Annotated in this window: 24 protein-coding genes; 18 read left to right on the top strand and 6 right to left on the bottom strand. The window is 47.0% G+C overall.

All coding sequences use genetic code 11. The features are described 5' to 3' along the window. Positions 1-180: 180 nt before the first annotated feature. Positions 181-768, bottom strand: coding sequence for a hypothetical protein (locus tag RIE73_RS22600; RefSeq protein ID WP_446403333.1), 588 nt, complete (start codon positions 766-768; stop codon positions 181-183). A gap of 323 nt (positions 769-1,091) precedes the next feature. On the opposite strand from RIE73_RS22600, the gene RIE73_RS22605 reads away from it, so the two are divergent. From RIE73_RS22605 to RIE73_RS22625, 5 genes are all read left to right on the top strand, one after another. Then, complete coding sequence (locus RIE73_RS22605; protein ID WP_446403334.1) at positions 1,092-2,051, top strand: orange carotenoid-binding protein; 960 nt, start codon at positions 1,092-1,094, stop codon at positions 2,049-2,051. A gap of 101 nt (positions 2,052-2,152) precedes the next feature. Further along, the gene (locus RIE73_RS22610) at positions 2,153-2,479 is read left to right on the top strand and encodes a hypothetical protein (protein WP_446403335.1); all 327 of its coding nucleotides are present in this window, start codon (positions 2,153-2,155) and stop codon (positions 2,477-2,479) included. Between the two features lie 487 nt (positions 2,480-2,966). Then, positions 2,967-4,895, top strand: a complete 1,929-nt coding sequence (locus RIE73_RS22615; RefSeq protein WP_446403336.1) for a hypothetical protein — start codon at positions 2,967-2,969, stop codon at positions 4,893-4,895. Then, positions 4,895-5,806, top strand: coding sequence for a hypothetical protein (locus tag RIE73_RS22620; RefSeq protein ID WP_446403337.1), 912 nt, complete (start codon positions 4,895-4,897; stop codon positions 5,804-5,806). Before RIE73_RS22615 ends, RIE73_RS22620 begins: the two co-directional genes overlap by 1 nt. Continuing rightward, entirely contained in the window at positions 5,803-6,921 is a 1,119-nt protein-coding gene (locus tag RIE73_RS22625) for a DEAD/DEAH box helicase (protein ID WP_446403338.1), read from the top strand. Before RIE73_RS22620 ends, RIE73_RS22625 begins: the two co-directional genes overlap by 4 nt. 6 nt (positions 6,922-6,927) lie before the next feature. Here the strand turns inward: RIE73_RS22625 and RIE73_RS22630 are convergent, their stop codons facing one another. The 4 genes from RIE73_RS22630 to RIE73_RS22645 all read right to left on the bottom strand — a co-directional run bounded on the left by RIE73_RS22630 (position 6,928) and on the right by RIE73_RS22645 (position 9,750). Further along, the gene (locus RIE73_RS22630) at positions 6,928-7,542 is read right to left on the bottom strand and encodes a HEAT repeat domain-containing protein (RefSeq protein ID WP_446403339.1); all 615 of its coding nucleotides are present in this window, start codon (positions 7,540-7,542) and stop codon (positions 6,928-6,930) included. Between the two features lie 47 nt (positions 7,543-7,589). Further along, the gene (locus RIE73_RS22635) at positions 7,590-8,372 is read right to left on the bottom strand and encodes a HEAT repeat domain-containing protein (protein WP_446403340.1); all 783 of its coding nucleotides are present in this window, start codon (positions 8,370-8,372) and stop codon (positions 7,590-7,592) included. Positions 8,373-8,664: 292 nt separating this feature from the next. After that, positions 8,665-9,153 (bottom strand): phycocyanin subunit alpha, encoded by a 489-nt coding sequence (locus tag RIE73_RS22640; RefSeq protein ID WP_446394269.1) that lies wholly within the window; start codon positions 9,151-9,153, stop codon positions 8,665-8,667. A 78-nt stretch (positions 9,154-9,231) separates the two neighbouring features. Then, entirely contained in the window at positions 9,232-9,750 is a 519-nt protein-coding gene (locus RIE73_RS22645; RefSeq protein WP_446403341.1) for a phycocyanin subunit beta, read from the bottom strand. Positions 9,751-10,715: 965 nt separating this feature from the next. Here RIE73_RS22645 and RIE73_RS22650 point away from each other — a divergent pair. The 13 genes from RIE73_RS22650 (at position 10,716) to RIE73_RS22710 (ending at position 23,727) form a co-directional block, all read left to right on the top strand. Beyond that, positions 10,716-11,234 (top strand): phycocyanin subunit beta, encoded by a 519-nt coding sequence (locus tag RIE73_RS22650; RefSeq protein WP_446403342.1) that lies wholly within the window; start codon positions 10,716-10,718, stop codon positions 11,232-11,234. A gap of 89 nt (positions 11,235-11,323) precedes the next feature. Further along, positions 11,324-11,812, top strand: coding sequence for a phycocyanin subunit alpha (cpcA, locus tag RIE73_RS22655; RefSeq protein ID WP_446340617.1), 489 nt, complete (start codon positions 11,324-11,326; stop codon positions 11,810-11,812). 103 nt (positions 11,813-11,915) lie between these two features. Then, positions 11,916-12,737: a phycobilisome rod-core linker polypeptide gene (locus tag RIE73_RS22660; protein ID WP_446403343.1), complete on the top strand. Its 822-nt coding sequence runs from the start codon at positions 11,916-11,918 to the stop codon at positions 12,735-12,737. A 37-nt stretch (positions 12,738-12,774) separates the two neighbouring features. Next, a complete protein-coding gene (locus RIE73_RS22665) occupies positions 12,775-13,644 on the top strand; it encodes a phycobilisome rod-core linker polypeptide (RefSeq protein ID WP_446403344.1) in 870 nt (289 codons plus the stop codon). Between the two features lie 273 nt (positions 13,645-13,917). After that, a complete protein-coding gene (locus RIE73_RS22670; RefSeq protein ID WP_446403345.1) occupies positions 13,918-14,157 on the top strand; it encodes a phycobilisome linker polypeptide in 240 nt (79 codons plus the stop codon). Positions 14,158-14,379: 222 nt separating this feature from the next. Beyond that, positions 14,380-15,189 (top strand): HEAT repeat domain-containing protein, encoded by an 810-nt coding sequence (locus RIE73_RS22675; RefSeq protein ID WP_446403346.1) that lies wholly within the window; start codon positions 14,380-14,382, stop codon positions 15,187-15,189. 39 nt (positions 15,190-15,228) lie between these two features. Further along, a complete protein-coding gene (locus RIE73_RS22680; protein ID WP_446403347.1) occupies positions 15,229-15,879 on the top strand; it encodes a HEAT repeat domain-containing protein in 651 nt (216 codons plus the stop codon). 219 nt (positions 15,880-16,098) lie between these two features. Next, positions 16,099-16,935 (top strand): Uma2 family endonuclease, encoded by an 837-nt coding sequence (locus RIE73_RS22685; RefSeq protein ID WP_446403348.1) that lies wholly within the window; start codon positions 16,099-16,101, stop codon positions 16,933-16,935. A 268-nt stretch (positions 16,936-17,203) separates the two neighbouring features. Continuing rightward, complete coding sequence (locus RIE73_RS22690) at positions 17,204-18,142, top strand: DUF4007 family protein (RefSeq protein ID WP_446403349.1); 939 nt, start codon at positions 17,204-17,206, stop codon at positions 18,140-18,142. Further along, positions 18,142-21,636 (top strand): hypothetical protein, encoded by a 3,495-nt coding sequence (locus RIE73_RS22695; protein ID WP_446403350.1) that lies wholly within the window; start codon positions 18,142-18,144, stop codon positions 21,634-21,636. The genes RIE73_RS22690 and RIE73_RS22695 overlap by 1 nt, the downstream gene beginning before the upstream one ends. A 158-nt stretch (positions 21,637-21,794) precedes the next feature. Next, on the top strand, positions 21,795-22,397 hold the full coding sequence (locus tag RIE73_RS22700; RefSeq protein WP_446403352.1) for a Uma2 family endonuclease: 603 nt from the start codon (positions 21,795-21,797) through the stop codon (positions 22,395-22,397). A 62-nt stretch (positions 22,398-22,459) separates the two neighbouring features. After that, a complete protein-coding gene (locus RIE73_RS22705) occupies positions 22,460-23,062 on the top strand; it encodes a Uma2 family endonuclease (protein ID WP_446403353.1) in 603 nt (200 codons plus the stop codon). Positions 23,063-23,124: 62 nt separating this feature from the next. Next, positions 23,125-23,727, top strand: coding sequence for a Uma2 family endonuclease (locus RIE73_RS22710; protein ID WP_446403354.1), 603 nt, complete (start codon positions 23,125-23,127; stop codon positions 23,725-23,727). Positions 23,728-23,757: 30 nt separating this feature from the next. Here RIE73_RS22710 and RIE73_RS22715 read toward each other — a convergent pair whose 3' ends face one another. Then, positions 23,758-24,105: a hypothetical protein gene (locus tag RIE73_RS22715; protein ID WP_446403351.1), complete on the bottom strand. Its 348-nt coding sequence runs from the start codon at positions 24,103-24,105 to the stop codon at positions 23,758-23,760. Between the last annotated feature and the right edge of the window lie 245 nt (positions 24,106-24,350).

Genomic DNA, 24,350 nt, shown 5'->3' on the forward strand with positions numbered 1-24,350 from the left:
TTCGGCTTTTAGAAGTTAGCTTGACCGAACCTAATTTTGTACGGTTTTTCCCCCTTGTCTTCTTTCCATCCTTGTCCTCCTTGTCTTGTCCCAACCATAAAATAAAAAACCTACACCTGTAAGGCTCCCCCAGCTCCCCCATCTCCCCCATCTCCCCTGTTCCCTGTTCCCCATTCCCGACTAAAAGTAACCCATCCAGAACGCCAAGGGATTTGCCAGGGAACGACAGTGGGGCCAATTTCGCAAATAGTTTTCTAAATCAGGTTGCCAGACTGGAGGTCTTAATCCAAGTCCTAAGCAAAGATGAGACAAAACGTCAAAAAACCGCCGATCATGACCCGGTGAGCCTAAATGAGCATGGGCATATTCATGCACCACGATACCTAACCAATCTGGCGGTGCGGTTCGTCCCACATCAACGAGGATGGTAACTGGATTGAGGAGAATGTTACAAAATCCATCAATCCCATACTCCTGGGCTAACGGCGCTGCCCCGATCTGGATCGGACGACGCAATTCTGGATGAAAACAGTCATGACAGGCGTTAAGACAAGAATTGAGTTCAGCGTTGACTGTATCAATGTTGTAGCCAATCCAGGTACAGATGCGATCGCGTACCCGATGATTATCGCTGATATCAACCATACGTGGCTCTAATGCTAGCTGACGTACAGCTTCTAGGTACTCATAGCCACGTACCAAGGGTTCATTTCTACTTTGGGATTTCTCCACCCAATACGGACTCAATTTGTCTCGTTGCTCAAACATGTCATAAATTGTAACCGCTTACGAGGTAACAAGCAAGCTGAAACCAAGCCTAATCAGGCGTTCAGGACTTTACCTTCATGGAGACATTTTGACAAGTTCCTTAGGAACGATAGATAAGCCTGATGAAAATGATAAGCATTAGTTGCTGAAAAAAAACTGCCAAAAAAGATACAAAAAACTCGAAATATATCTTTACATTTACTTGCAATTTGTTAACATTGTTTGTAGTGAATAAATTTTCTGCCTGCCTCTAGAGAGTCCAAAACGGCTCAGGGCAAGCGCTGACGTAGTATTTCGATAATTACCTAAACAGGAGATCCTGAATGCCTTTTACCATTGATTCGGCTCGTAGTATATTTCCTGAAACCTTAACAGCCGATGCTGTACCAGCCACGATTGCCCGTTTCAGTCAACTTAGCGCTGAAGATCAATTGGCATTGATCTGGTTTGCTTACCTGGAAATGGGAAAAACCATCACTATTGCTGCACCGGGAGCAGCCAGCATGGTGCTTGCAGAAGGAACCTTGAATCAAATAAAGCAAATGTCCTTCCAGGAGCAAACCCAGGTCATGTGTGACTTGGCAAACCGCGCCGATACGCCGATTAGCCGCACTTATGCCAGTTGGTCGGCTAATATCAAGCTTGGCTTTTGGTATCAGCTCGGACAATGGATGGAACAGGGAACAGTCGCGCCTATTCCCGAAGGCTATCGCTTATCCGCCAATGCATCCGCCGTGCTACAAGCCATTCGCAACCTTGATCCGGGACAGCAAATTACGGTGCTGCGGAATGCGGTTGTGGATATGGGGTTTGATCCGAGTAAGCTGGATAGCAACAACAAGGTGACTGAGCCGATTGTTCCGCCTAAGGACATGTCCCAACGGACGTCGGTGGCGATCCAGGGAGTTGACAACCCGACGGTGTTGAGCTACATGAATTACATGAATGCCAATGACTTCGACGCCCTGATCCAACTGTTCACTGATGATGGAGCGCTGCAACCTCCGTTCCAACGACCAATCATTGGTAAAGATGCTGTCTACCGTTTCTTCCGGGAAGAATGCCAGAACCTGAAGCTGCTGCCGGAAAATGGCGTTTCTGAACCGACAGAAGAGGGGTATACTCAGATCAAAGTCACAGGTAAAGTTCAAACGCCTTGGTTCGGTGCCGGAGTAGGAATGAATATGGCGTGGCGATTCTTGCTCAATCCTGAGAACAAAATCTACTTTGTGGCAATTGATTTATTAGCCTCGCCGAAGGAGTTACTCAACTTGGCTCGCTAAAGTCATCCTGAGTAGGGGCAAATAGCGGTAAACTGTAACAAGTTGTTAATGATCGAGCGAACACTCCCTACTCGTTTTGGGAGTGTTCATCATACTGGAGAATGCAAGTAAACGAAACGATTTGGTCTAAAGCCGAGCAGCAAATTGCCAAAGATGCTTTTGAGAAAGCCTATCAACGAGAAACGAATGCTTTGATCTCACAGGTGCGGGAATACGCCAGTGGAATTACTGAACTCGATGAGGTTTGGCGTCTGCACGATGTTTTGAGTGCAAGGCGATACGATATTGATGGCAAGTACGACTACGACTATTCCGCTCTCCTGTTTCTTTTCGCTAGGTTAGTCAAAGAAGAGTGGCTAAAGCTGGAAGATTTGAGCGGTTTAGATCAGAGCAAATTGGCTAAAATAAACGCCCTGGCTCAGATGTAGAGTTGTTTGGGTGGGCTGAACCCTGTTATTTGTCATTTGTCATTTGTTCCCTATTGTTCCCTATTCCCTGTTCCTGATTAAAAAAGTTAACACAGGGGTTCAATTGTTCGCTACACCCCACACCCTGGCTATATTTTAAGTCGCTACCCACCCCTTCAGGCTTGACAGTTTAGCATGACGCGATCGCATTTAGCATTTCCACAACCTGATCACCTCAGCCATTGTGCTGATTGAGAATCCGTGATTATACCCTGTCCGATACCGCACCCGTTCGGTTAGCCTCGAAGTGATATGGGTTTTGGCTTTGTGCAGCAAGCTCTAAATAAAAATTTGCTAGCTATAGCGATAGACAACGAATAGGGGAACGATTAAACAAGACAAACCCATCTCTGTTGATATCCCTAAAAAAGCACAAAAATCAACCGCGTCACCCCCTATATCAAGCCGAACATCCCAGGGGCAAATAACGGAGCTTGACGCTGATTTCATGAATGCTAACTATACCAAACACCTCTGGGAAGAGCAAATTTTACCACACTGGTCTCATCGCGATCGCCCGACTGGACAGAGATTTCTGGGTAGTATTCGCATTAAACGCACGGCTAGCGATCAATTGCTCGATATCGTGGGTCAAAACTTGCAGCAACTTGACCGAGTAACTTACAATTCGCTGCATGACGAATTTTACGAGTTGGAGCAAAATTGGCTCAAAGTTCTCACCTTTGCTCTCTCCGAATATGCCTATTATTATTCCAGCGAACGGTTTTGGCAAGGCTTCTGTGAGCGGTTAGAAATTCATCACAACCAAGGAGTGGAAAATACCCTGCGTCAAGTTGTCGATGAAGGGATTAATTTACTCGGTTTAGTCCGGGCGACTGGGGGATACAAATATGTTTCCACCTTATGGTTACAAAGTGGCGTTCCTGAACAAAACTTGGGTCACTTTGCCCAACTGGTTCAGGAAATTGCTGACGATTATGGTTGGTGGGAACTGGCTCACACCCCAGCGGCAGATCTGTCCCCAGCGCTACTCAATTTTTGCCAGGAAAACCATCCGCAATGGGGTACATTGATCAACTTCCTCAACGCTAGCTATTCTGAGGATGGAGAGACTGAACCTATCTCCGGACAACTCCTTCAAGGTATTGCAATTGTTGCCCAAGAACTAGAACGTCAGGGTGTTTCTCCCTCGGCTTTGCAGAATGAACATCAGCGAGAAGAGCTGTTAGGGAGTTATTACTTACCTCATAACTTCTTCCTGCGAAATTGGAACGCTCTGATTCAAGTCTTAACCCCAAAAACGGGTTCGGGTCAGAGTCGAAGTTTGGTACGTCGGCGTAGTCAGCCCCTAGTTCTTAGTTTAGATATTATTGACACGGGAAACACGCAACTGATACTCCCGGAGCAAACCTTATGGAAACCAGAATGGCGAGATCTGCGGGACACTTACTGTCAAATTCCGGAAGCGAATTGGGAGAACACGATTCCCAGAGTTGGAGATTTAGAGATTCCCGAACTGGCAATTGATGTCAATCAAGCATCGGAAGATTGGAGTTGTCAACTATTAGACCACAATCGAAAATCCTTGCTCAAATGGCATTATGCTGGGATTACCCGTGACTTCCCCTGTCTGGTATTTGATGCCGTGACAGGCGATCATCTGCCGTTAAATCTGCCTAATCCGACGATTATTGGTGTCGAAGAGATTATCTGCTTTACCCCAAAAGAGTTATCACTCCAATTTGCCAATGGAATTGAGGTTTTAGATAGCTGTATTCCCTCGAGTATTCGTGGTTGGCGAGGTCAACAAATTGCGCTAAATCAATACGAGTTACCAGAAGACACGAATGAAAATGAGGATCTAGCCAACTACTGCTATACGATTCTGGATCAGGAACCGACGCCAAACTTCATCGAGGCGGTCAAAAAACTGAATCCAGATTTCGATCTCCAGCAGATACAAGCCGGAATTGCTAGCTTAGAAGAACACGGCTATAATTTCCCTGAATGGTTAAATCCCGATGCCTTAGTTAGCCAGCTTAAAGGACTGTTAAACGTTTTGGAATTACCACCAGTACAACCTATCCAACCGCCCGACTCACCGCCGCCTGTAGAACCGAAAGAGCCGTCAGCACCGCCGCCTGTTAGCGGAACGTGGTACTTGGTTAATGTTCGCCACAAGAAACGTGATTTATTTCTGAGATGTCTGAAGGCGGTGATTGAACAAAATAAACTGCAAGATATGATTTTAGCCGTGGAAACCCCTGATGATTCCGTGTACGAAGATATCGTTTTACTAAATTTGGCTAATTTCAAAGCAGCACGAACCCCGATTCAAAGCATTGAATCCTGTCAGCGAATCGAACCGAAACCCTTACCACCCGCCCATGTAAATCGTATGTTGGGAGCAAGATAATGGATTTTGATCCGATTACCCGATTGCTGAGTAATCACCGAAAACCGGGTAATCCAGCCATACCGACAACGTTAACCAAACAGCAGCTTCTGTCCCTGTTGCGATCGCGTCTCTCCCCGAATCAGTCGCCAGAGGGGTTAACCCAGAAGATTCAGGAGGCGCTGAGGGAGTTACAAGCCCAAGGTGAGGTCTTAGCTGGGAGTCGAAATCGTTATAGTATGGCTCCTCCCACTGTCTTAGCTTTGGCGCGAGATAATGTGAATGGGTTGCTCTTTCGAGGCGATCGCGCTTATCTAGCGTTGGCTCACCAAGCCCTGAAAACCGAGCAACGGGAAGATGAATTACGCATTCGCCCGAAGGTACATGGCTTTAACCGCATTCGCAACCGCCTACAGCAAGTCGGGATTCGCTTATTAACGGTTGCTGATAGCATTGAACAATTACCCTTACCTCGCCCGCCCTCGCCAGCGGTTTTGCGCTCTCCCTGGTTCGTCAACCCCTTTACTGACGGCGGGATGATTTGCCACTATGTCCCTCAACCCGACAGGTCTCAAAAAGACCGTTGGCTACCCGCAAGTTACCAGAAATTGCCCGATCGGACCTTGCTACAGCTTCCCACAGGAGACTATCTCTGGTTTATTAATCGCGCTTTCTATGAGTTAGAACCGGATGTGGCTGTTTTGGCGATGTTCTACCAAGACAGGGAGGCGGGATGTCCGCTGAAAATTCAATGGGACGAACCCCAGGGGAGACTCAATCTGGCTGGCGTGATTCTACCGGGGACTTATGCTCGATGGCTCTGGTGTCTTTCGGAACCGGATACCCAACGGTATAGAACTCGATCGTTTCAATCAACGAACTACCCCCTGGTCAAGAAAGCCTTTCAACGCCTGGGATGTATTTTGGTATGAGTCATTATCTCGACCCTATTGCTGCGGTAGAACAGCCCCGCCAAGACTTGATTCGTTATCTGCTCACCGCTTACCCGCTGCGTGACCCGCATCTGCGTTACGGACTCGAAGAGCAGCTCAAACAACCCGGAACCATTTGGCAGTATCCCTACTTAGAAGGTTCGCAGCCTTATCAAACCACCAAAAGCGTTTCAGAATTAGTCAAACTGGATGTCCTACATCCAGATGTGGCACACCTGTTTACACCAGCTCAACGCCCGCTCTACAAACATCAAGAGCAGGCGGTGAGAGCGGTAGTTGAGCAACAGCAAAATATCGTCGTTGCGACAGGAACAGGATCGGGTAAAACAGAATGTTTTCTCATCCCGATAATGAATCGGCTACTTCAGGAAGGAGCCACCTCGCTTAGGTCTAATCCAGGGGTGCGAGTTCTGATCCTGTATCCCATGAATGCTCTGGTCAATGACCAAGTTAAGCGTTTGCGACAGTTACTTTGTCAACAACAGCAGCCTCTGATTCGCTTTGGCTTCTATACAAGTCGAACTGAACAGACAGTCGAGAGTCGATTACAAATGCTGCGATCGCAAGCTAGACTTGTCCCAGCTTCAGAATTGGCAGACCCCGATACCGTTGTCGTCTTCCCAGAACCTAGCTGGGGTGAACTGAGTTTGCCACAACTGCGCCAGAAACTGGGAATAGACGGTATTTTGGCAAGTCAGGTGAAGCAGGTATTCTATCGCGATCGCTACTTAAATGGTCAAAGGGCAAACTTCCTCGCTGAACTCTTACAAGGGGAGGGACTCTCGGCTAATTCTCAGGTAACGATTTTAACGTTGGAAACGTCACAATCTCCACCGGCTTCTGAACTCAAAGCTGAATTAGAAACAGCCCTGATTGGACTGAAGGCGATAGAAATTCAACCTAAAGTTACAGTTCAACCCTGTCATCAACGCTCTCACTTTCCCCATGCACGAGAACTAGAAATCCAGGGACATGATCAGCAGAAGTACAAGGTTATTTTTGATCGAGGACTTGACTTTCTGGAAAAGGTGGAAAATCGTGAAACGTATCGCATCAAACATCCCACCTATGTAGCCGTGATCAGACAACAATAAAACCTCTCACCAACACTGTAACTGTGCGATCGCACGATTGAGCCGTGCTTGTACCACCCGATCCGACTCTTGAGTCAACGCCTGTTGTAACAGAGGCATAACTTCTGGTTGGGCAATATCTTGTAAGGACGCGATCGCCGCATACCGCAGCGCCCAATCCTCTGGTGTCAGTAGCGCCCAGGTCAATTTGTCTATGGCTTGACGAATAATGGCTGTATCCTTGGCTAAACTGCCAATCCGCCCTAACCCGCGTGCAGCGACGCGCCGAACATTTCCTTGACAGTGGTTGGCGACGGATGTGCCAACGACGTCTTCTAACAGACTCAGCGCCCTTGGGTCACCAATTCGCGCTAAAGCCTGAATGATGTGGGCTTGCACCGCTTGGTCACCAGAGGCTTCAAAGGCGGCAATTAAAGGATTAACGCTGGCTGACCCCAATTCGACTAACCCATCTACGGCGGCGGCGGGGACAGCCGGATGATGATGACTTAATGCCTCAATTAAGGCGGTGATTACGTCATCACTGGTACGCTGCGGGTGAGCGACTAACGCCTGAATCGCTTCTATGGCTTCGTTAGGCGTAACCGCTTGTTTTAATTTTTGTCCGTTGTTATTGGTCATTTTTTAGGGAACAGGGAACAGGGAACAGGGAATAGGGAATTAATGATTTATAGCTGAATTAACAACTGATCAATCGTGTCCATCAGAAACTGGCATTTATCCTGCTGGTTGGATTCGGCTTCCGCATCACTTTCTAAAATCGCTTCTAACATGCGCTTGATATTCAGCAGCTTCAAACTATTCGGCACCTTCGCCTGAATAATCGCTTGCGCTGCGGCTAAATGACCGATCGCGCCTAGGTCAAACATCGCCGCCCAGCGTAAATACATATTCGGATGATCCAAGTTTCGGATGATCCGCTCAATATATTGCGGCTCTTTTGTCAATAGATATAAATACCGAGCCGCCGCACATTGAACCCGTTCCGACTGATGGGTTAAAAAGGGTTCAATCTGGGGACGAGCTTGCCAAACTTCTAACGTGCCTAAGGCTTCAATCAAAGCTTCATAGGGTTGCTCGGCTTCAGCGTTTAGCAGATTCAGCAAGGGGGAGATAGCTCTGCGATCGCCAATTGCCGCTAAAGCCTGAATCGTTGCCTCTCGAAGGCTCAGATCCGGACAATCTAAGGCAGCAATTAACGCGGGTACAGCTTGGGGATTTTTTAACTCACCCAATGCTCGCGCCGCCTGACGCCGCAAGGGATATCCACCGGCTTGAGTGCGATAGGCTTCATCTTGGAGGGCTTCACATAGCACCCCCCATGAATCTTGTATCTGATGTTTACCCAACCACCATGCGGCATAATAGCGCAACTGATTATCATCTCCGTTTAAGGCGGCGATCGCCGTTTCTGCCGAACTTATGGGTTGGGGGGGAGAAGCGGTAGTCATTTATACAAAAAATTTGAGATCTAAATCGTTTTTTATTTATATGTATTTTAAATCGAATGGTACTGAAAATTTGCCGTTTTGGAGCGCCAAAACCTTTGATATACCGTAGGGTGGGCATTGCCCACCAGCCTTCTACCTTGGAGCCTTTTACTATAAACAAGATTCGGGTCTGATTGATAGACAACAACACCTCATTGCCTATCCTCCAGACCCGATACAGGCTAGTACAGGAAAACAAATGTTCTACTCAAACATCTTGATTCCATGACTTCCCTGGTAGCCGTACTGGTTTCTAGCTCAAAGCATTGATGGCATAGTTGAGGTAAATATTCGCTTCACCTGCAACATCTCCCGATAAACCATGATTGTCACGGACAAATTCGAGAGCCGCCACGTACCAACTGGATGACAAACCGAGAGCCGCGTTGAATTCTTTAACGCCAGCAATCACATATTCATCCAGTGGACCCGTTCCACCCACGACGCAGCAGTAGCTGATCACACGCAAGTAGTTGTTAATATCCCGCACACACTTGGACTTGCCTTCTGGAGTCGAGGCATATTGGGGTCCTTCCATTTGAGTGGTGTAGGGGAATTTCTGATAAACATGATTAGCCGCGGCTTCAGACCATGCCTGACCATTATCCGTAAACGCTTTGGCAGCATCTAGACCCGCCTTCGCCCGACTGAAACGACCAAAAATGGCTTGCATTTCAGTATTAGTCGGATAAGAACCGCGCACGTCAGCGGCAGCAATCGCTTCAGTAATTGGGGTTTTCATGAGTATCTTTGTTCTCCTAAATGATTAACTCGGTTAAGTTGTCAGATTTAATTGTCAAAAAGCCGTTTAAACTCGACCTTAAGCAACGGCGGCTGCTGCTGTATCAAAATAGCTCGCTAACTCAGACATCAGGGCGCTGCAATCTCCTTGGGTAATGCCATTGGGGTCATTAGCAATGGCGATCGCGGCATCTTTCATCTTGCCAATCCCGGATGCTACGGCATCTCCAGGTGTGCCTAGCGCCTGATAGGTTTCCCGCAGACCATTGAGACAACGGTCATTCATCACACTGGCATCTCCTGCCAACATGGAGTAGGTGACATAACGGAGAATAAAGCCCATATCCCGGATACAAGCGGCATGGTTACGGTGATGATCACAAGCACCACCGGGAGCGAACACTTGAGGACGTTCAGCTACTAATCCTCGATACGCATTGGCGACGATCATGGAAGCGTTACTGGTGAGACGGTTCACCGTATCTAAACGCTTATTGCTTTCCGACACCATCGCTGAAAGGGCGTTGATTTGATCGCCACTCAGATAGGCTCCACTTTTATCGGCTTGGTCTACGACTTTGGAAAACGCATCAAGCATTTTAATTAATATCTCCTAGCTAAACGTTGTTTGAACGATGGATCGAGGTGGCGAGATTCGCCAGAGTTTGGCATTGGGTCAAATCCAGCCCCAAATAATCCATAGGTTTCTTTATACAATAGGCTGAATATTTTTAAGCGTTAAAAAATATTAAGTTGCATGTCATTGTACATAATTTTGCTCAAACCTTCTCATAGAAAGGGCTAAGAATGGTTCATTTGATTAAAAAATTTACATTTTGAAAAGTGATCAGCGATTTAAAGTTTACTTTTGTTAAGACTACGACGCCAAAAACTTACGGGCAATCTCTGATTTACCAACGCTTTGAGCCTTCTATCCCAGTCTGGCACATCATCTCACTCAACGTAATGTTTATTAATAAATAAGGGGATTAAGGGGCAGGGGATTATCGTAGCCTTAGAAAATTAAGACCAAATTACTCTGTGACCACAGAAAAGTCAGGCAGTAACCTTTAGTAAGTATATCTGCTTAAGTAATTGTTACCAAGGGTCTCATAAAGCCGAGAAGAAGGGGATCAAGATCGCCGCCCCTAGACAGAACTGGACAATGAGGTTGTAGTGTAGTCCGGAAATCTGTAACCCTTTGGCAATGCTAGCTTGAGCAGTTTGGGCATCCTCAGAATTGGCGAGTTTGATCCGCCAAGGCTTAAAAACTTAACAATTTGTAACAAATAAAAACTCAACATCATTGTATAAAAGAAACCTGAAGGGTAAAGATGACAGGTAAATGTTAACCAAAGCACCAAATAACCGTTATTTGGGGGGTTCTCATAATCAGCCGGAAATCTTCTCAGGTTTCTTAACGCTCCGTTTACGTTTTCCTTCTGAGAACGTGATGGGTATCCGTGAGAACAGACCCGATGAGGTGTTAAGGTTTCACTGTCTCGACCTAACCTGTCTAGATTTAAACCCTAGACTCAACCAAGCAAAGGAGGATTTGAGTTCATGTTTGATGCATTCACCAAGGTGGTAAGCCAAGCTGATATGCGAGGCGAAATGCTGACCGGCTCTCAGATAGATGCTTTGAATGCAATGGTTGCTGAAAGCAACAAGCGGATGGATTCGGTTAACCGGATCACCAGCAACTCTTCTAAGATCGTTGCTGATGCGGCTCGTGCTTTGTTTGCGGAACAGCCTCAGTTAATTGCTCCTGGTGGTAACGCTTACACCAGTCGTCGGATGGCGGCTTGCTTGCGGGATATGGAAATCATCCTGCGCTATGTTACCTACGCCATTTTTGCGGGTGATTCCAGCGTACTGAGCGATCGCTGCCTGAATGGTTTGCGTGAAACTTATGTAGCGCTGGGTGTACCTGGAGCGTCTGTTGCTGCTGGCGTGCAAAAAATGAAGGATGCCGCGATCGCAATGGCAAATGATCGTAACAATATCACTCCTGGTGATTGCAGCGCTTTAATGTCCGAAATCGGTAGCTACTTTGACATGGCTGCCAACGCGGTTGCCTAAAACAAGGTAAAACAAGATTGCCTGTTGAAGTTTCAACTTCATCAACACGTTTGACAAAGTAAGCAAAAGATTAAGGAGATATCTCGACGATGAAGACACCATTGACAGAAGCAGTCGCCGCTGCCGATTCACAAGGACGTTTCTTAAGCAGCACCGAAATCCAAATTGCCTTTGGTCGGTTTAAGCAAGCTCAAGCCAGCTTACAGGCAGCTAGAGCGTTAACTGACAAAGCGCAAATGCTGATCGACGGTGCAGCGAACGCGGTGTACCAAAAGTTCCCCTACACCACTCAGATGCAGGGACCGAACTATGCTTCTACTCCTGAAGGGAAAGCCAAGTGTTCTCGTGACATTGGTTACTACCTGCGGATGGTAACCTACTGCTTAGTTGCAGGTGGCACTGGTCCGATGGATGAGTACCTGATTGCTGGGATTGATGAAATCAACAGCACGTTTGAACTGTCTCCTAGCTGGTACATTGAAGCCCTCAAGTACATCAAAGGTAACCATGGCTTGTCTGGCGATCCTGCCGTTGAAGCCAATTCCTATCTTGACTATGCGATCAACGCCCTGAGCTAGATTGATCGCCTTGCCCGGAAAGGCAAGCAGTTGTTAGCTGGCAAGGGTTAGCAATTGTTTGCGTTTCCGGGTATCGTTTTATTCATTTTCAGGGAGGGTTAAGATGACAAGTTTAACGGCAGCAAGGCGCTTAGGAATTGCTGCATTTGCGGAGTCTCCCAAAGTGGAGCTGCGTCAAAATTGGACAGAAGATGATTTGCAATTGGTGATCCGAACCGCTTATCTACAAGTCTTCGGTAACGATAACTTGATGGAGTTTGAGCGGTTAACCAGTGCCGAATCACTGCTACGTCACGGAGAAATCAGCGTTCGCAATTTTATTAGAACTCTGGGTCAATCGGAACTATACCGGGAGAAGTTTTTCTACTCCACTCCACAAGTGCGATTTATCGAACTGAATTATAAGCACTTTTTGGGACGAGCGCCCTACGATCAGTCAGAGATTGCCTATCATACTGACTTGTACAATCAACAGGGGTATGAGGCGGAGATTAACTCCTACATGGACTCAATGGAGTATCAAGAGAACTTTGGCGAGTCCATTGTTCCCTATCCGATTGGATTTGAAACCCAACGTAGTCAGAAAACCGTGGGTTATAGCCGGATCTTCCAACTATTTGGCGGATTAGGCAGTAGCGATCGCACTCAACCTGCGGGAAATCGTTCTCGTCTGTTGCGGGAAGTGGCGCTGAATACCTCGTCTCCGATTTACGCTGATTCGCAAGGACAAGCGATCGTGGGTACTCGGGGCGGCACTCGTGAGCAGATTTATATCGTGCGGGTAATTCAAATCCCCAAACCCGGACGCATGACCAGAATCCGCCGCAGTCAGACGGAATATTACGTCCCTTACGAACAGCTTTCCCAAAAGTTACAACAAATCAATAAGATGGGCGGTAAAGTGACAGACATCATACCCGCTTAAAGATTTCAACATTGGCGTTTAATTAGGAGACATTTAAGTGGCTATTACAACAGCAGCGTCCCGATTAGGGACAGAAGCGTATAGTAATCCAACTCCGGTAGAATTGCGTCCCGATTGGGTTGAATATGATATCCAAGCGGTCATTCGTGCCGTCTACCGTCAACTGTTGGGCAATGACTATGTGATGGCGTCTGAACGCCTAACCAGTGCCGAGTCACTGCTGCGAAACGGGTATATTAACGTGCGCGAATTTGTGCGTTGCGTTGCCAAATCAGAACTTTATAAAACCAAGTTTTTCTACGGCAATTTTCAAACTCGTGTAATTGAACTCAATTACAAGCACCTATTAGGTCGCGCACCTTACGATGAGTCTGAGGTAATTTACCACCTGGATCTGTACGAAACCAAAGGGTACGAGGCCGATATTGACTCTTACATTGATAGTGAAGAGTATCAAGAAAACTTCGGTGATTATATCGTTCCGTATTATCGCGGTTTTGCCACTCAACGGGGTCAGAAAACCGTCGGGTTTACCCGTATGTTCCAACTGTATCGTGGTTATGCCAATAGCGATCGCGCTCAGTTGGCAGGAAGTGAGTCACGTCTGGCGACTGATTTAGCACAGAATTTTGCTTCAGCCGTGGTTGGACCATCGGGTAGCAATGAAGGCTGGGCATATCGCCAGTCTGGGAAGGGTGGAACCCCGAATAAGGCATTAGGGGGTTCTGTTCCTTATGGCACACAGGGCAAAGTCTATCGGGTCGAAGTAGCGGGGATTATTAATCCCAGATATCCGAAAGTGCGTCGCAGCAGCAAAGCCTTCTTAGTTCCTTATGAGGAATTATCCAACAAACTCCAACAGATTAACCGTCTGGGGGGTAAAGTGGCGAGCATTACACCAGCTTAGTCCAAGCAGGCAGACGTTGACGTCCGCTAAATAGAGGAAGATTAAACTGATCTGAACAGATCAGAGGGGACTGGGGGCTGAAGCGGTTAGAACTAGAGATAAAATAGCGTAAATTGCTGTGTTATTTCTAATCTCCTAACTCTTGAGACTCTAGTCCCATTGGTATGTTAAGTGAACAGACAAGTGGAGAATTAAACCGAGTAAAGTTGATTTTCCACGACCCTACTTTAAAATTAAAATAGTGAAAAATATCCAAAAGGAGAATTGATTAGTATGCTAGGTCAAGTCGCAGCAAGTAGTAAGGCAAACAGCCCATCAGGGAGTCGTTTCTTTACCTATGAAGTCACGGGTTTGCGTCAAAATGAAACCAATGATAAGAACGAATACCCTTTTCGCAAAAGCGGCAGTGTCTTCATTAAAGTGCCTTACAATCGCATGAATGAAGAAATGCGCCGCATTACCCGCATGGGCGGAACAATTGTTAATATTCATCCCGTGAATTCTGAGAGTTAATTAATGGGTTGATTAAACTGAAGGCTGGTAAACGGTCAGGGGTAAAAAATACTCATTATCTCTTACCGATTACCAGCTAAGTAGAAACGGGGAACAGGGAACAGACGGAAAAAAGACAGTCTTGTGTCGGCGTTGAAACAACAGCTACTCTTTTGGACAATTCATTTTCATTCGCTAGATATGACGAATGACGAATGACAAATGACGAATGACCAATGACCAATGACAAATAGCGGTGAATCCTTTACAGTAGAACAAGCATTAGCTAATCTCAAACAACGGGATGATTTAAGTCTTTGCTATTATGCCGCGTGGTGGCTGGGAAAATTTCGGATTAGAGACGCCGCCGTAATCGACGCCTTAATTGTCGCTCTAGAGGAAGAGGCAGATCGTACCGAGGCGGGCGGATATCCCCTGAAACGCAATGCAGCACGGGCGCTGGGAAAGCTAGGCGATCGCAAAGCTGTTGTGCCGCTGATAAACTGTCTAGACTGTTCAGATTTTTATGTGCGGGAAGCCGCCGCGCAGTCGTTAGGGAGGTTAGGTGATCCCGTTTGTGTTCCTCAGTTAATGGAGTTATTAGAGGGTGGGATAGAGGCGGCTAAACCTGTACCCGGATCACCCCACTTAGCACAACCGTATAATGGCGTCATAGAAGCATTAGGCAGTTTAGGGGCAAAAGACGCGATCGCATTAATCGAACCCTTCCTAGAGCATGATCAAGAACGGATACAGTACGCCGCCGCACGCGCCATGTATCAGTTAACCGAGAATCCCGCCTATGGCGATCGCTTAGTGCAAGCCCTGAAGGGGAAAAAGTTACAATTACGACGGGCTGTATTAGCCGATTTAGGGGCGATTGGCTACTTAAGGGCAGCAGATGCGATCGCTCAAACCCTAGCGGAAAATAGTTTAAAGCTCATTTCTCTCAAAGGGGTATTAGAGCATGAAGTCAAACACTCCGCCAGCGAATCCGTTCAGTTATCAGAAGGAGCAATCCATCTGATGAACCTGATGGATGACTTGTTGTAGTCTTGTAACCAATGACGAATGACGAATGACGAATGACGAATGACAAATGACCAAACCCTGATTCAAGCCGTTGAACAAGCCGATTCTGCCCCTCGCTTACTCACCGCCGTGCGAACCCTAGCCAACGCCAAGATCAAAGCGGGGATTCCTACATTAATTGCCGTCCTCAGTTATAACAACCCCGGTGCCGCCGTCGCCGCCGTCGATGGATTGGTGAAATTAGGAGACGTGGCGGTAGAACCATTACTCAACCTGCTTGATGAGTATAACTATGGAGGAAGGGCTTGGGCGATTCGAGCCTTAGCCCAACTTGCTGATCCCAGAGCCTTAGACACCTTATTGAATGCGGCTGAAACTGACTTTGCCCTAAGCGTGCGTCGTGCAGCGGCGAAAGGTTTAGGCAATGTACAGTGGTCAAAATTGTCTCCTGAAGAGATTCCCTCAGCCCAAGGGCGAGTGCTGAAAACGTTACAGATAACCTGCCATGATCCCGAATGGGTGGTGCGTTATGCTTCGGTGGTAGGGTTGCAAGGATTAGCCACAGCAGTAGCCGAAACTCAGCCGGATTATTGGCAGCAGATAGTCGCTCATTTTGAGCAACTGATGAATAGTGAGTCAGATTTGGCAGTTCGCACCCGCGTACAATTCGCCTTGGCGCAACTGCAACCAGACATGGCAGAGGTTGGGTAGTGGCGTGGCACACCTTATTTGATGAATTAGATTCGGCTTGTAGTAAGGGTACCTTAGCCCTATATCTATATTCTGTTGGTTACTAAGTAGTCGGACAAAAGAAAACGGTACTGTATTAAGTTTTGTACATCACCCTCAAATCCCTACTGTTCCCTGTTCCCTGTTCCCTGTTCCCTAATCTCAACCGTTAACTTTAATTGTGTCCACCCACTTAAACCTATGTTTCCGTTCAAATATCCCGTACCGCAAACTGATCCACCCTTGTCGCCGAGAGAAACACTGCCGACGATGTATGATCTCAAGAGCGAAGATCCGGAGGAGCCTGGTTTGCCTGATGAATTCCATGATTGGCAGGCACAATTGTTGAGTTTGACATTTCGTCCGCCTCATTATCCGCCACAGCAGGTATTTTGTGCCAGTGACATGAACCTTTACTACGACGTGCGTCATCCAGGATGGTATAAGCGACCCGATTGGTTTGGGGTGGTGGGTGTACCTCGACTTTATGAGCAAGTCGATATGCGCCTGTCTTACGTGGTGTGGCAAGAGGGCGTGAATCCTTATGTGGTGGTAGAATTGCTCTCTCCAGGGACAGAGAAGGAAGATTTAGGAGAAACGGAAGCGGAAACGCTACCCGTTGAATCGAGGGAAGGTGTAGGAAATGGGCAAGCAATTGAGCCTCAAGTTGAGCATAAACCGCCGCGAAAATGGCAAGTCTATGAGCGGATTCTACGGATTCCTTATTATGTCGTTTTTAGTCGTTATACGAATCAGTTACGAGGCTTTACATTAGCGGGGGGACATTACCAAGAATTAGAGTTACAGGAGTCGCGAGTGTGGATTCCTGAGTTGGATTTAGGTTTGGGATTGTGGCAAGGGGAATTTCAAGGAATTGAGCGTTTGTGGTTGCGTTGGTATGATGCTCAACAGAATTGGATTTTGACTGAGGCAGAACAGGAGAGACAACGAGCAGAAGCGGCGGAAGCTCAGTTACAGTCTTTGCTGGAGCGATTGCGGGAATCGGGAATTGATCCTGATACATTGTTGGGTGGTTAGAGTGGAATCGAATGGTGCGATCGCGGCTTCGTGTTACCTTGGCTGTAGGTGAGACTCTATGGGCATCAGTTTCAGGGTAAGCCAATTTTATGTAGGGTGGGCAAGAGTTATAAACTTGGAAACGCTATATTTTATCGTTCGTTGTTCTTGCCCACCTCACGGTAATTTCACATAAAAGCCATAATGTCAAGCAGGGGGAGTGAGTTTACAATAAGAAGTCCCTGAACATCGGAACCCCTAGCTCTATCAGCACATAAATTAGCACTTCATGGTGGAACAAACGACCCTCGCTTTACCAGAAATCGATAATCAAGTTCCTGCGGTTAATCCTGTCTTTGCCCGTCACGAGACGTTTCATCCTCGGTTTGGCTGGCTGAAGAAGGGTTTTGACAAGGCAACGGAAGATCCAGGAATTTTTTTGAGCCAAGATGCACCTGTACGTTTGGGTGTGGGTAAGAATATGGTGCGCTCGATTCGTTACTGGTGTTCGGCTTTCAAAGTGCTGGACAATGATAGTCCCTCAGAATTTGGCAAACAACTGTTGGCGGATAACGCTTGGGATGAGTTTTTAGAAGATCCCGCCTCGCTGTGGCTACTCCATTGGCATCTCCTCAAACCCACCTGCTCGGCGACGGCTTGGTATTTTACATTTCATGTCTTTCGCCCCGTTGAATTTTCAGCCGACGATTTATTTGAGGCGCTTTGTGACTATAGGGATAGTCTGGGTAGTCGTATTGTCGATGCCTCACTGAAAAAAGACATCACCTGCATCTTGCGGATGTATGTAGAACCCGATACCAAGACAGGCGTGAGTGAGGATTCCATTGACTGTCCTTTTGCCGAACTTGGCATTATCCAAACTCTAGGGAACTCCAAGCACTACAGGTTCCAAATGGGGGCAAAAGCGAATCTCCCCGCTGAGGTTGTTGTTGCGGCTTGTTTGGAGTTTGCCGCGTTTAAAGGGAGTCAGAAAACCATATCCATTGCCAGCCTTACCTTTGATCCCGGTAGCCCAGGTTTGGCGTTCAAGCTGAATGAAAGTGCTGTCTGTGACGCCATTGAACAGGTGGGGCGGTTCTCAACGGATCTCACCCTCTCTGACTCGGCGGGATTGATTCAGTTTTCCTTCAAAAAAGAGGCAAAGGCGCTAGCACACGATATCCTAGACAGGTACTACAGTACTAGAAGACGCGGTGGGGCAAAGTAATGAAACGACCACTCTCTAACTATTTCAGCCTCAATCGGCGCTATTCTCGCTCGATTAATCTGGAGCGAGATTTGCAGCAACTCGATGCCCTGGAGGGTTATGTTCCCACCACTCGCTCCGTTGATGCCCTCAGACGAATTTTAGCGGGTTGGCAAGACTCCCAATCCCAGCGGGCTTGGACGCTAACCAGTGTTTATGGTACGGGGAAGTCGGCGTTTGCTCACTTTTTATCGGCTCTGTGTGCGAAAGATAACGAGAGGATTAAGCAGCAGGCGCTGGAGATTGCGCGAAACGCTTTGGGCGCTGATAGTGCAGAGATTATACCCAAGCAAGGTTTAGTCAGAGCCGTGGCTACGGCACAGCGAGAACCGATTGGTAACACGGTAATTCGGGCTTTAGCCAGAGGGATTCGGCTGTTTTGGTCATCAGCAGAGAGAGAAAAAATAGCCATCGCGGGTCAAGTTTTAGACTGGGAAGCGGCAATTGCTGATGGAGAAACCGTTGACAGCCGAGGGCTTCCTCAGATAGTGCAAGAACTCGCTCAGGCGGCTCAAACGGGTGTCTTTTTAATTATTGATGAGTTAGGCAAAAATCTGGAATTTGCTGCCTATAACGAAGGGGCGGAAGATTTATATTTATTGCAGCAGTTAACTGAACTGCCCAGAGAGGGGCATTATCCTGTGTATATACTGGGGATACTGCACCAAGCCTTTGCGGAGTATAGTCAGAGATTAGCCTCTGTCCAACGGAACGAATGGGCAAAGATTCAAGGGCGGTTTGAAGATATCCCCTTTACAGAATCGGCAGGACAAATGGTGCGGTTGATTGGTCAAGTTATCGATCAATCCCAGGCAGAAAGTTTTCATTGTGCTATCTATACCCAAGCAGAGGAATGGTTAGATGAGCGCTGGAAAGAGATTGCCATGGCGGAAGAACTGACGCCGCAAGTTCTGGGGGCGGTGTATCCGTTACATCCCCTCTCGGCGTTGGTGTTACCGATGCTATGCGCTAAATATGGACAAAATGACCGCTCACTCTTTACGTTTCTCACCAGTTCTGAACCCTATTCATTTAAGAAGTTTTTGGATGAAACAAGGGTGCAGGGGGAGCCATTGCCAACCCTGAAATTGGATCGGGTTTATGATTACTTCGTTGAAGCCACCGGGTTGGGTTTAGGTTCTCGATTGGGTTTGCAACGGTGGGTAGAGATTCAGAATTTAATTGCCGATGCCAAACATCTGGATACGGATTCTCTTAGGGTTTTAAAGACCATTGGCTTGCTGAACTTAGTGACAACGACGGGTGCGGTGAAAGCCACTCATGAACTGGTGACGCTGGCAATGTGCGATTCACCTTATGAGGAACAAGAGCAGCAGTATTGGGATGATATTATTGATCGTTTATTACGACGAAATGTGATTACCCATCGTCGGTTGTTGGATGAACTGCGGCTTTGGGAAGGCTCTGATTTTAATGTCGAAGGCGAAGTGGCGGCGTTGATTGAGCAAGAGCGATCGCCTCTGTCTAGTCTTTTGTCACAAACCTATCCCCTAAAGCCGTTAGTAGCGCAACGGCATAGTTATAAAACGGGTACGTTGCGGTATTTTGAGCGACACTATGTTAATGGGACACAGGATTTAGCGCAACTGCGTCTCGCGAGTAAAGATAGCGATGGGTTGATTGTTTGTTGGGTGGATGAGGAATTACCAAGTAAAGCCCCGGCTTTGACAGCCGATGGGAAGCCGTTAATTGTTTTGTGTGCGAAAAAACTGGGTATTCTGCGAATTAGGGCGCTAGAATTTGCTGCACTTGAGAAAATCCAGAGTAGTGCGGCTCAACTTCAGACGGATGCGGTGGCGAGACGGGAAGTTCAGTATCGGTTATTCGAGACGAAACGATTGCTTGATCAAAGTTTGAGTCAAGCGTTTGATGTAGCCGTTAATCAGAATGTTTGTTGGATTCAGGGGAAACGAGAAACTATCCGCCACGCGACAGACTTTAATGCCAAGTTATCAGATGTTTGTGACAGGGTTTATCCAGAAACGCCAATTCTTTGGAATGAGTTGATTAATCGCCGTGAATTGACGTCTCAAGGCGCCAAGGCGAGACGGGAACTAATTGAGGCGATGTTGGAAAATGCCGAGGTCGAAAAATTAGGATTAACGGGGTATGGTCCGGAAGTCGCCATGTATTACTCTCTACTCGGTGAGACAGAAATTCATCGACAGGAGGAGGACGGTTGGGGGTTCTATCCACCGAAAAAAAATTCAGATGTATGGACGGTTTGGCAGGCAATTGAGGCGTTTCAAAAAGCCGCGAATGATAAACAAAACCCCTTAGATAAACTCTACCAAAAACTAGAAGCACCACCATTCGGCGTCAAGCAAGGGTCGATTCCGGTACTGTTAGCGGCAGTTTTGCTGTACCACACCGATGATGTTGGGGTTTATAAAGATGGGACATTTATCCCGATTTTGGGTTCAGAGCATTTTGAGCTATTGGTGAAAGATCCCTCACGCTTTGCGGTTAAATATTTTGAAGTCGTGGGGTTGCGATCGCGTGTCTTTAAGGAACTCGAAGCGGTGTTGAAATCGCCTCAGTCTCGAATGCCTGCGGGAGTCAGGAATGTAACTCTGTTGGCGGTGGCGAAGCCTCTATTTCAGTTTGTGAAAAAGCTACCTGCGTACACGCTGAAAACCAAGCGTCTCAGTTCAGAAGCACAAGCGGTTTTGCAAACCTTGAAGCAAGCTCAGGAACCCGATGTATTACTGTTTAAATCTTTACCTGAAGCTTGTGGATTGCCAGCCATTGGTATGAATGAAGTTGACGATGGTAAGACGGCGAAAACTCTACGGAAAAAATTAGTGCAAGCGCTGCACGAGATTCAGACGGCTTATGACTGCTTACTGAGTGAGTGTAAATCACGATTGCACGATGCGTTTGGGATTAGCCGCAATGAGGCTAAATTGCGGGAAGATTTAAGAGTTCGAGCCAGTCGTCTAGCGGGACAATGTGTTGAGCGGATGCTGAGAAGTTTCATCGGAGCGGCAGTTGATGAAACTAAAACCGATGCAGAATGGTTAGAAGCCCTAGTCATGATTGTGGCAGATAAGCCGGCTGAGTCTTGGAGTGATGAAGATATGACTCAGTTTGAGATTAACCTCTCAGATGTGGCTAGGCGGTTTAAGAATTTGGAAGCGTTGCGGGCAGAGGTTGATGCCAAAGGTGGGGGATTTGAGGCACGTAGAATCACAGTGACTCGTCCGGATGGGCAAGAAATTAATCAAATTGTGGGAATTGATCGCGAGTCCCAGGATAGAGTTGAGGAACTGGTGGAAAACGTGCTGACAATGCTGCCCGATAATAGGCAACTGCGACAAGCTGTTATTGCCAGACTGAATGAGAGAGTGTTTGATTTAGCGTCTGAAACATTGCCCCAAATTGGGGAGGGGCGTCAAGATAGAGGGGACGGGCAAAAAAAAGGCTATGCCTAGCTTGGCACTGTTAGAGTCTGTCATTCTGAACGAAGCGATAGCGGAGTGAAGAATCTCACCAGATGTTTCGCTGCACTCTGTTCAATTCAGTATGACAAAAGCTGAATTTGTGATCATAAACAGTATAGCAACAGCCACCAAGGATGTGTGCCATGACAATGACTGAAGCAACGACTCAAGTAGAAAATTCTCCGTTGGTGTTGCACTTACATCCAGTGATTAATCTGACCGATGAGCAGTTTTTTGAGTTCTGTCAAATTAATCGCGACTTACGAATTGAACGCACGGCGACAGGAGAATTACTAATTATGCCTCCCACGGGTTCGGAAACAGGTGGACGAAATTTTAGGCTGAATGGACAATTGTACAATTGGACGGAACAGAATGAGACTGGTGTTGGCTTTGACTCCAGCACTGGCTTTACACTTCCCAATGGTGCAAAGGTTTCCCCTGATGCGGCTTGGGTAAAACTAGAACGGTGGAACGCCCTGACTCCCGAACAACAGCAAAAGTTTGCGCCAATTTGTCCTGACTTTGTGATCAAACTGCGATCAGCTTCTGATAATTTGACACCGCTCAAAACCAAGATGCAGGAGTACATTGATAATGGGGCGCTGTTAGGATGGCTGATTGATTGCAAAAAACGACAGGTTTATATTTATCGTCCAGGAGTCGCGGTGGAATGTTTGGATAATCCGGCTACGGTTACCGGTGATCCAGTATTACCTGGATTTGTGCTGGATTTAAGCAAAATTTGGTGAGGGTAGTTTAGGGAAAGTGCCGTACTATTTCACAACAACCGCCAAGGATTTGTGCCATGACAATGACTACAGTAACAACTCCAGTAGAAAATTCTCCGTTGGTGTTGCATTTACACCCGATAATTAATCTGACCGATGAGCAGTTCTTTGAGTTCTGTCAAATTAATCGCGACTTACGAATTGAACGCACGGCGACAGGAGAATTGCTGATTATACCCCCCACCGGATCAGACACGGGAAACCGAAATGCTAAGTTGATTGTGCAGTTGGGAGTTTGGGCAGAGCGTGACGGAACGGGGATTTATTTCGATTCTAGTACAGGCTTCACGCTTCCTAATGGTGCAAAGGTTTCCCCTGATGCGGCTTGGGTGAAACTAGAACGGTGGAACGCCCTGACTCCTGAACAACAGAAAACGTTTGCACCCATCTGTCCTGACTTTGTAGTGGAACTGCGATCGGTTTCTGATAATTTGGCACCGCTCAAAACTAAGATGCAGGAGTACATTGACAATGGCGCACGTTTAGGTTGGCTGATTGACCGCAAAAAGCAACAGGCTTATATCTATCGTCCAGGAGTGGCGGTGGAATGTTTGGATAATCCGGCTACGGTTAGCGGTGAGTCGGTATTACCCGGATTTGTGCTGGATTTAAGCAAAATTTGGTGAGGGTAGTTTAGGGAAAGTGCCGTGCTATTTCACAACAGCCGCCAAGGATTTGTGCCATGACAATGAATGAAACAACGACTCAAGTAGAAAATTCTCCGTTGGTGTTGCACTTACACCCGATAATTAATCTGACAGATGAGCAGTTTTTTGAGTTCTGTCAAATTAATCGTGACTTACGAATTGAACGCACGGCGACAGGAGAATTACTAATTATGCCCCCCACCGGATCAGACACGGGAAACCGAAATGCTAAGTTGAATCAGCAATTAGCAAATTGGACAGATGCTGATGGTACGGGAATTGAATTTGACTCATCATCTGGTTTTACCCTTCCCAATGGTGCAAAGGTTTCCCCTGATGCGGCTTGGGTGAAACTAGAACGGTGGAACGCCCTGACTCCTGAACAACAGAAAACGTTTGCACCCATCTGTCCTGACTTTGTAGTGGAACTGCGATCGGCTTCTGATAATTTGGCACCGCTCAAAACCAAGATGCAGGAGTATATTGACAATGGTGCGCTGTTAGGTTGGCTGATTGACCGCAAAAAGCAACAGGTTTATATCTATCGTCCAGGAGTAGCGGTGGAATGTCTAGATAATCCAGCTACGATTAGCGGTGAGTCGGTATTACCCGGATTTGTGCTGGATTTGAGCAAAATTTGGTGAATTTTCAGGACGCGATCGCGAACAGATTTCTCAAGTTCTCAATTTAAGAACTGACAATCTTTGTTGAAAGATAGCATTGAGTCGGGAAAACGCTGCTTCTGTATATCGATAGGCTTCCTGAAGAATGCTTTGCCAAAGGGAATTAAGAGCTGGCAAGTTTGGGCAAAAGCGTATCAAAGTACTACAAGCAGCAATCCATTGTTCGAGTTGGCGGTAACTAATAAAATAACCACCGAGTCCCTGGATATGCACCCAGAGGACGTTATACCATTTTTCCCAATTCAGGATGCGCTCTGGCTTGATTTTCAAGTATTTGGCAATTTGGCGGAGAGTAATGACAAATGTTTTGGGGTTAATGCGATGACGTAGCGGTTGCATGGTTATTACAGATTTTGTAGATTTGCTGTGTAAGAATCCTTAACCAAAATTCCTTGCTTCCCCCCAAAATGGGGGGACTTAAACGAGTTTCTCAGGGGTTTAACCTGAAGTTCCCCTTTGACAAATCGCTACACTGTATGCCTATCTTGGCTTAGGGCGATTTCACTTTCGGCTTCACTGGGTACATATCAGGCTGACACCCAACAAATCTAAAGCCTTCCTTTGTACCGGAGTCGGTTCAGTTA

Source organism: Coleofasciculus sp. C1-SOL-03 (genome assembly GCF_040220555.1).
Lineage (GTDB): Bacteria > Cyanobacteriota > Cyanobacteriia > Cyanobacteriales > Coleofasciculaceae > Coleofasciculus.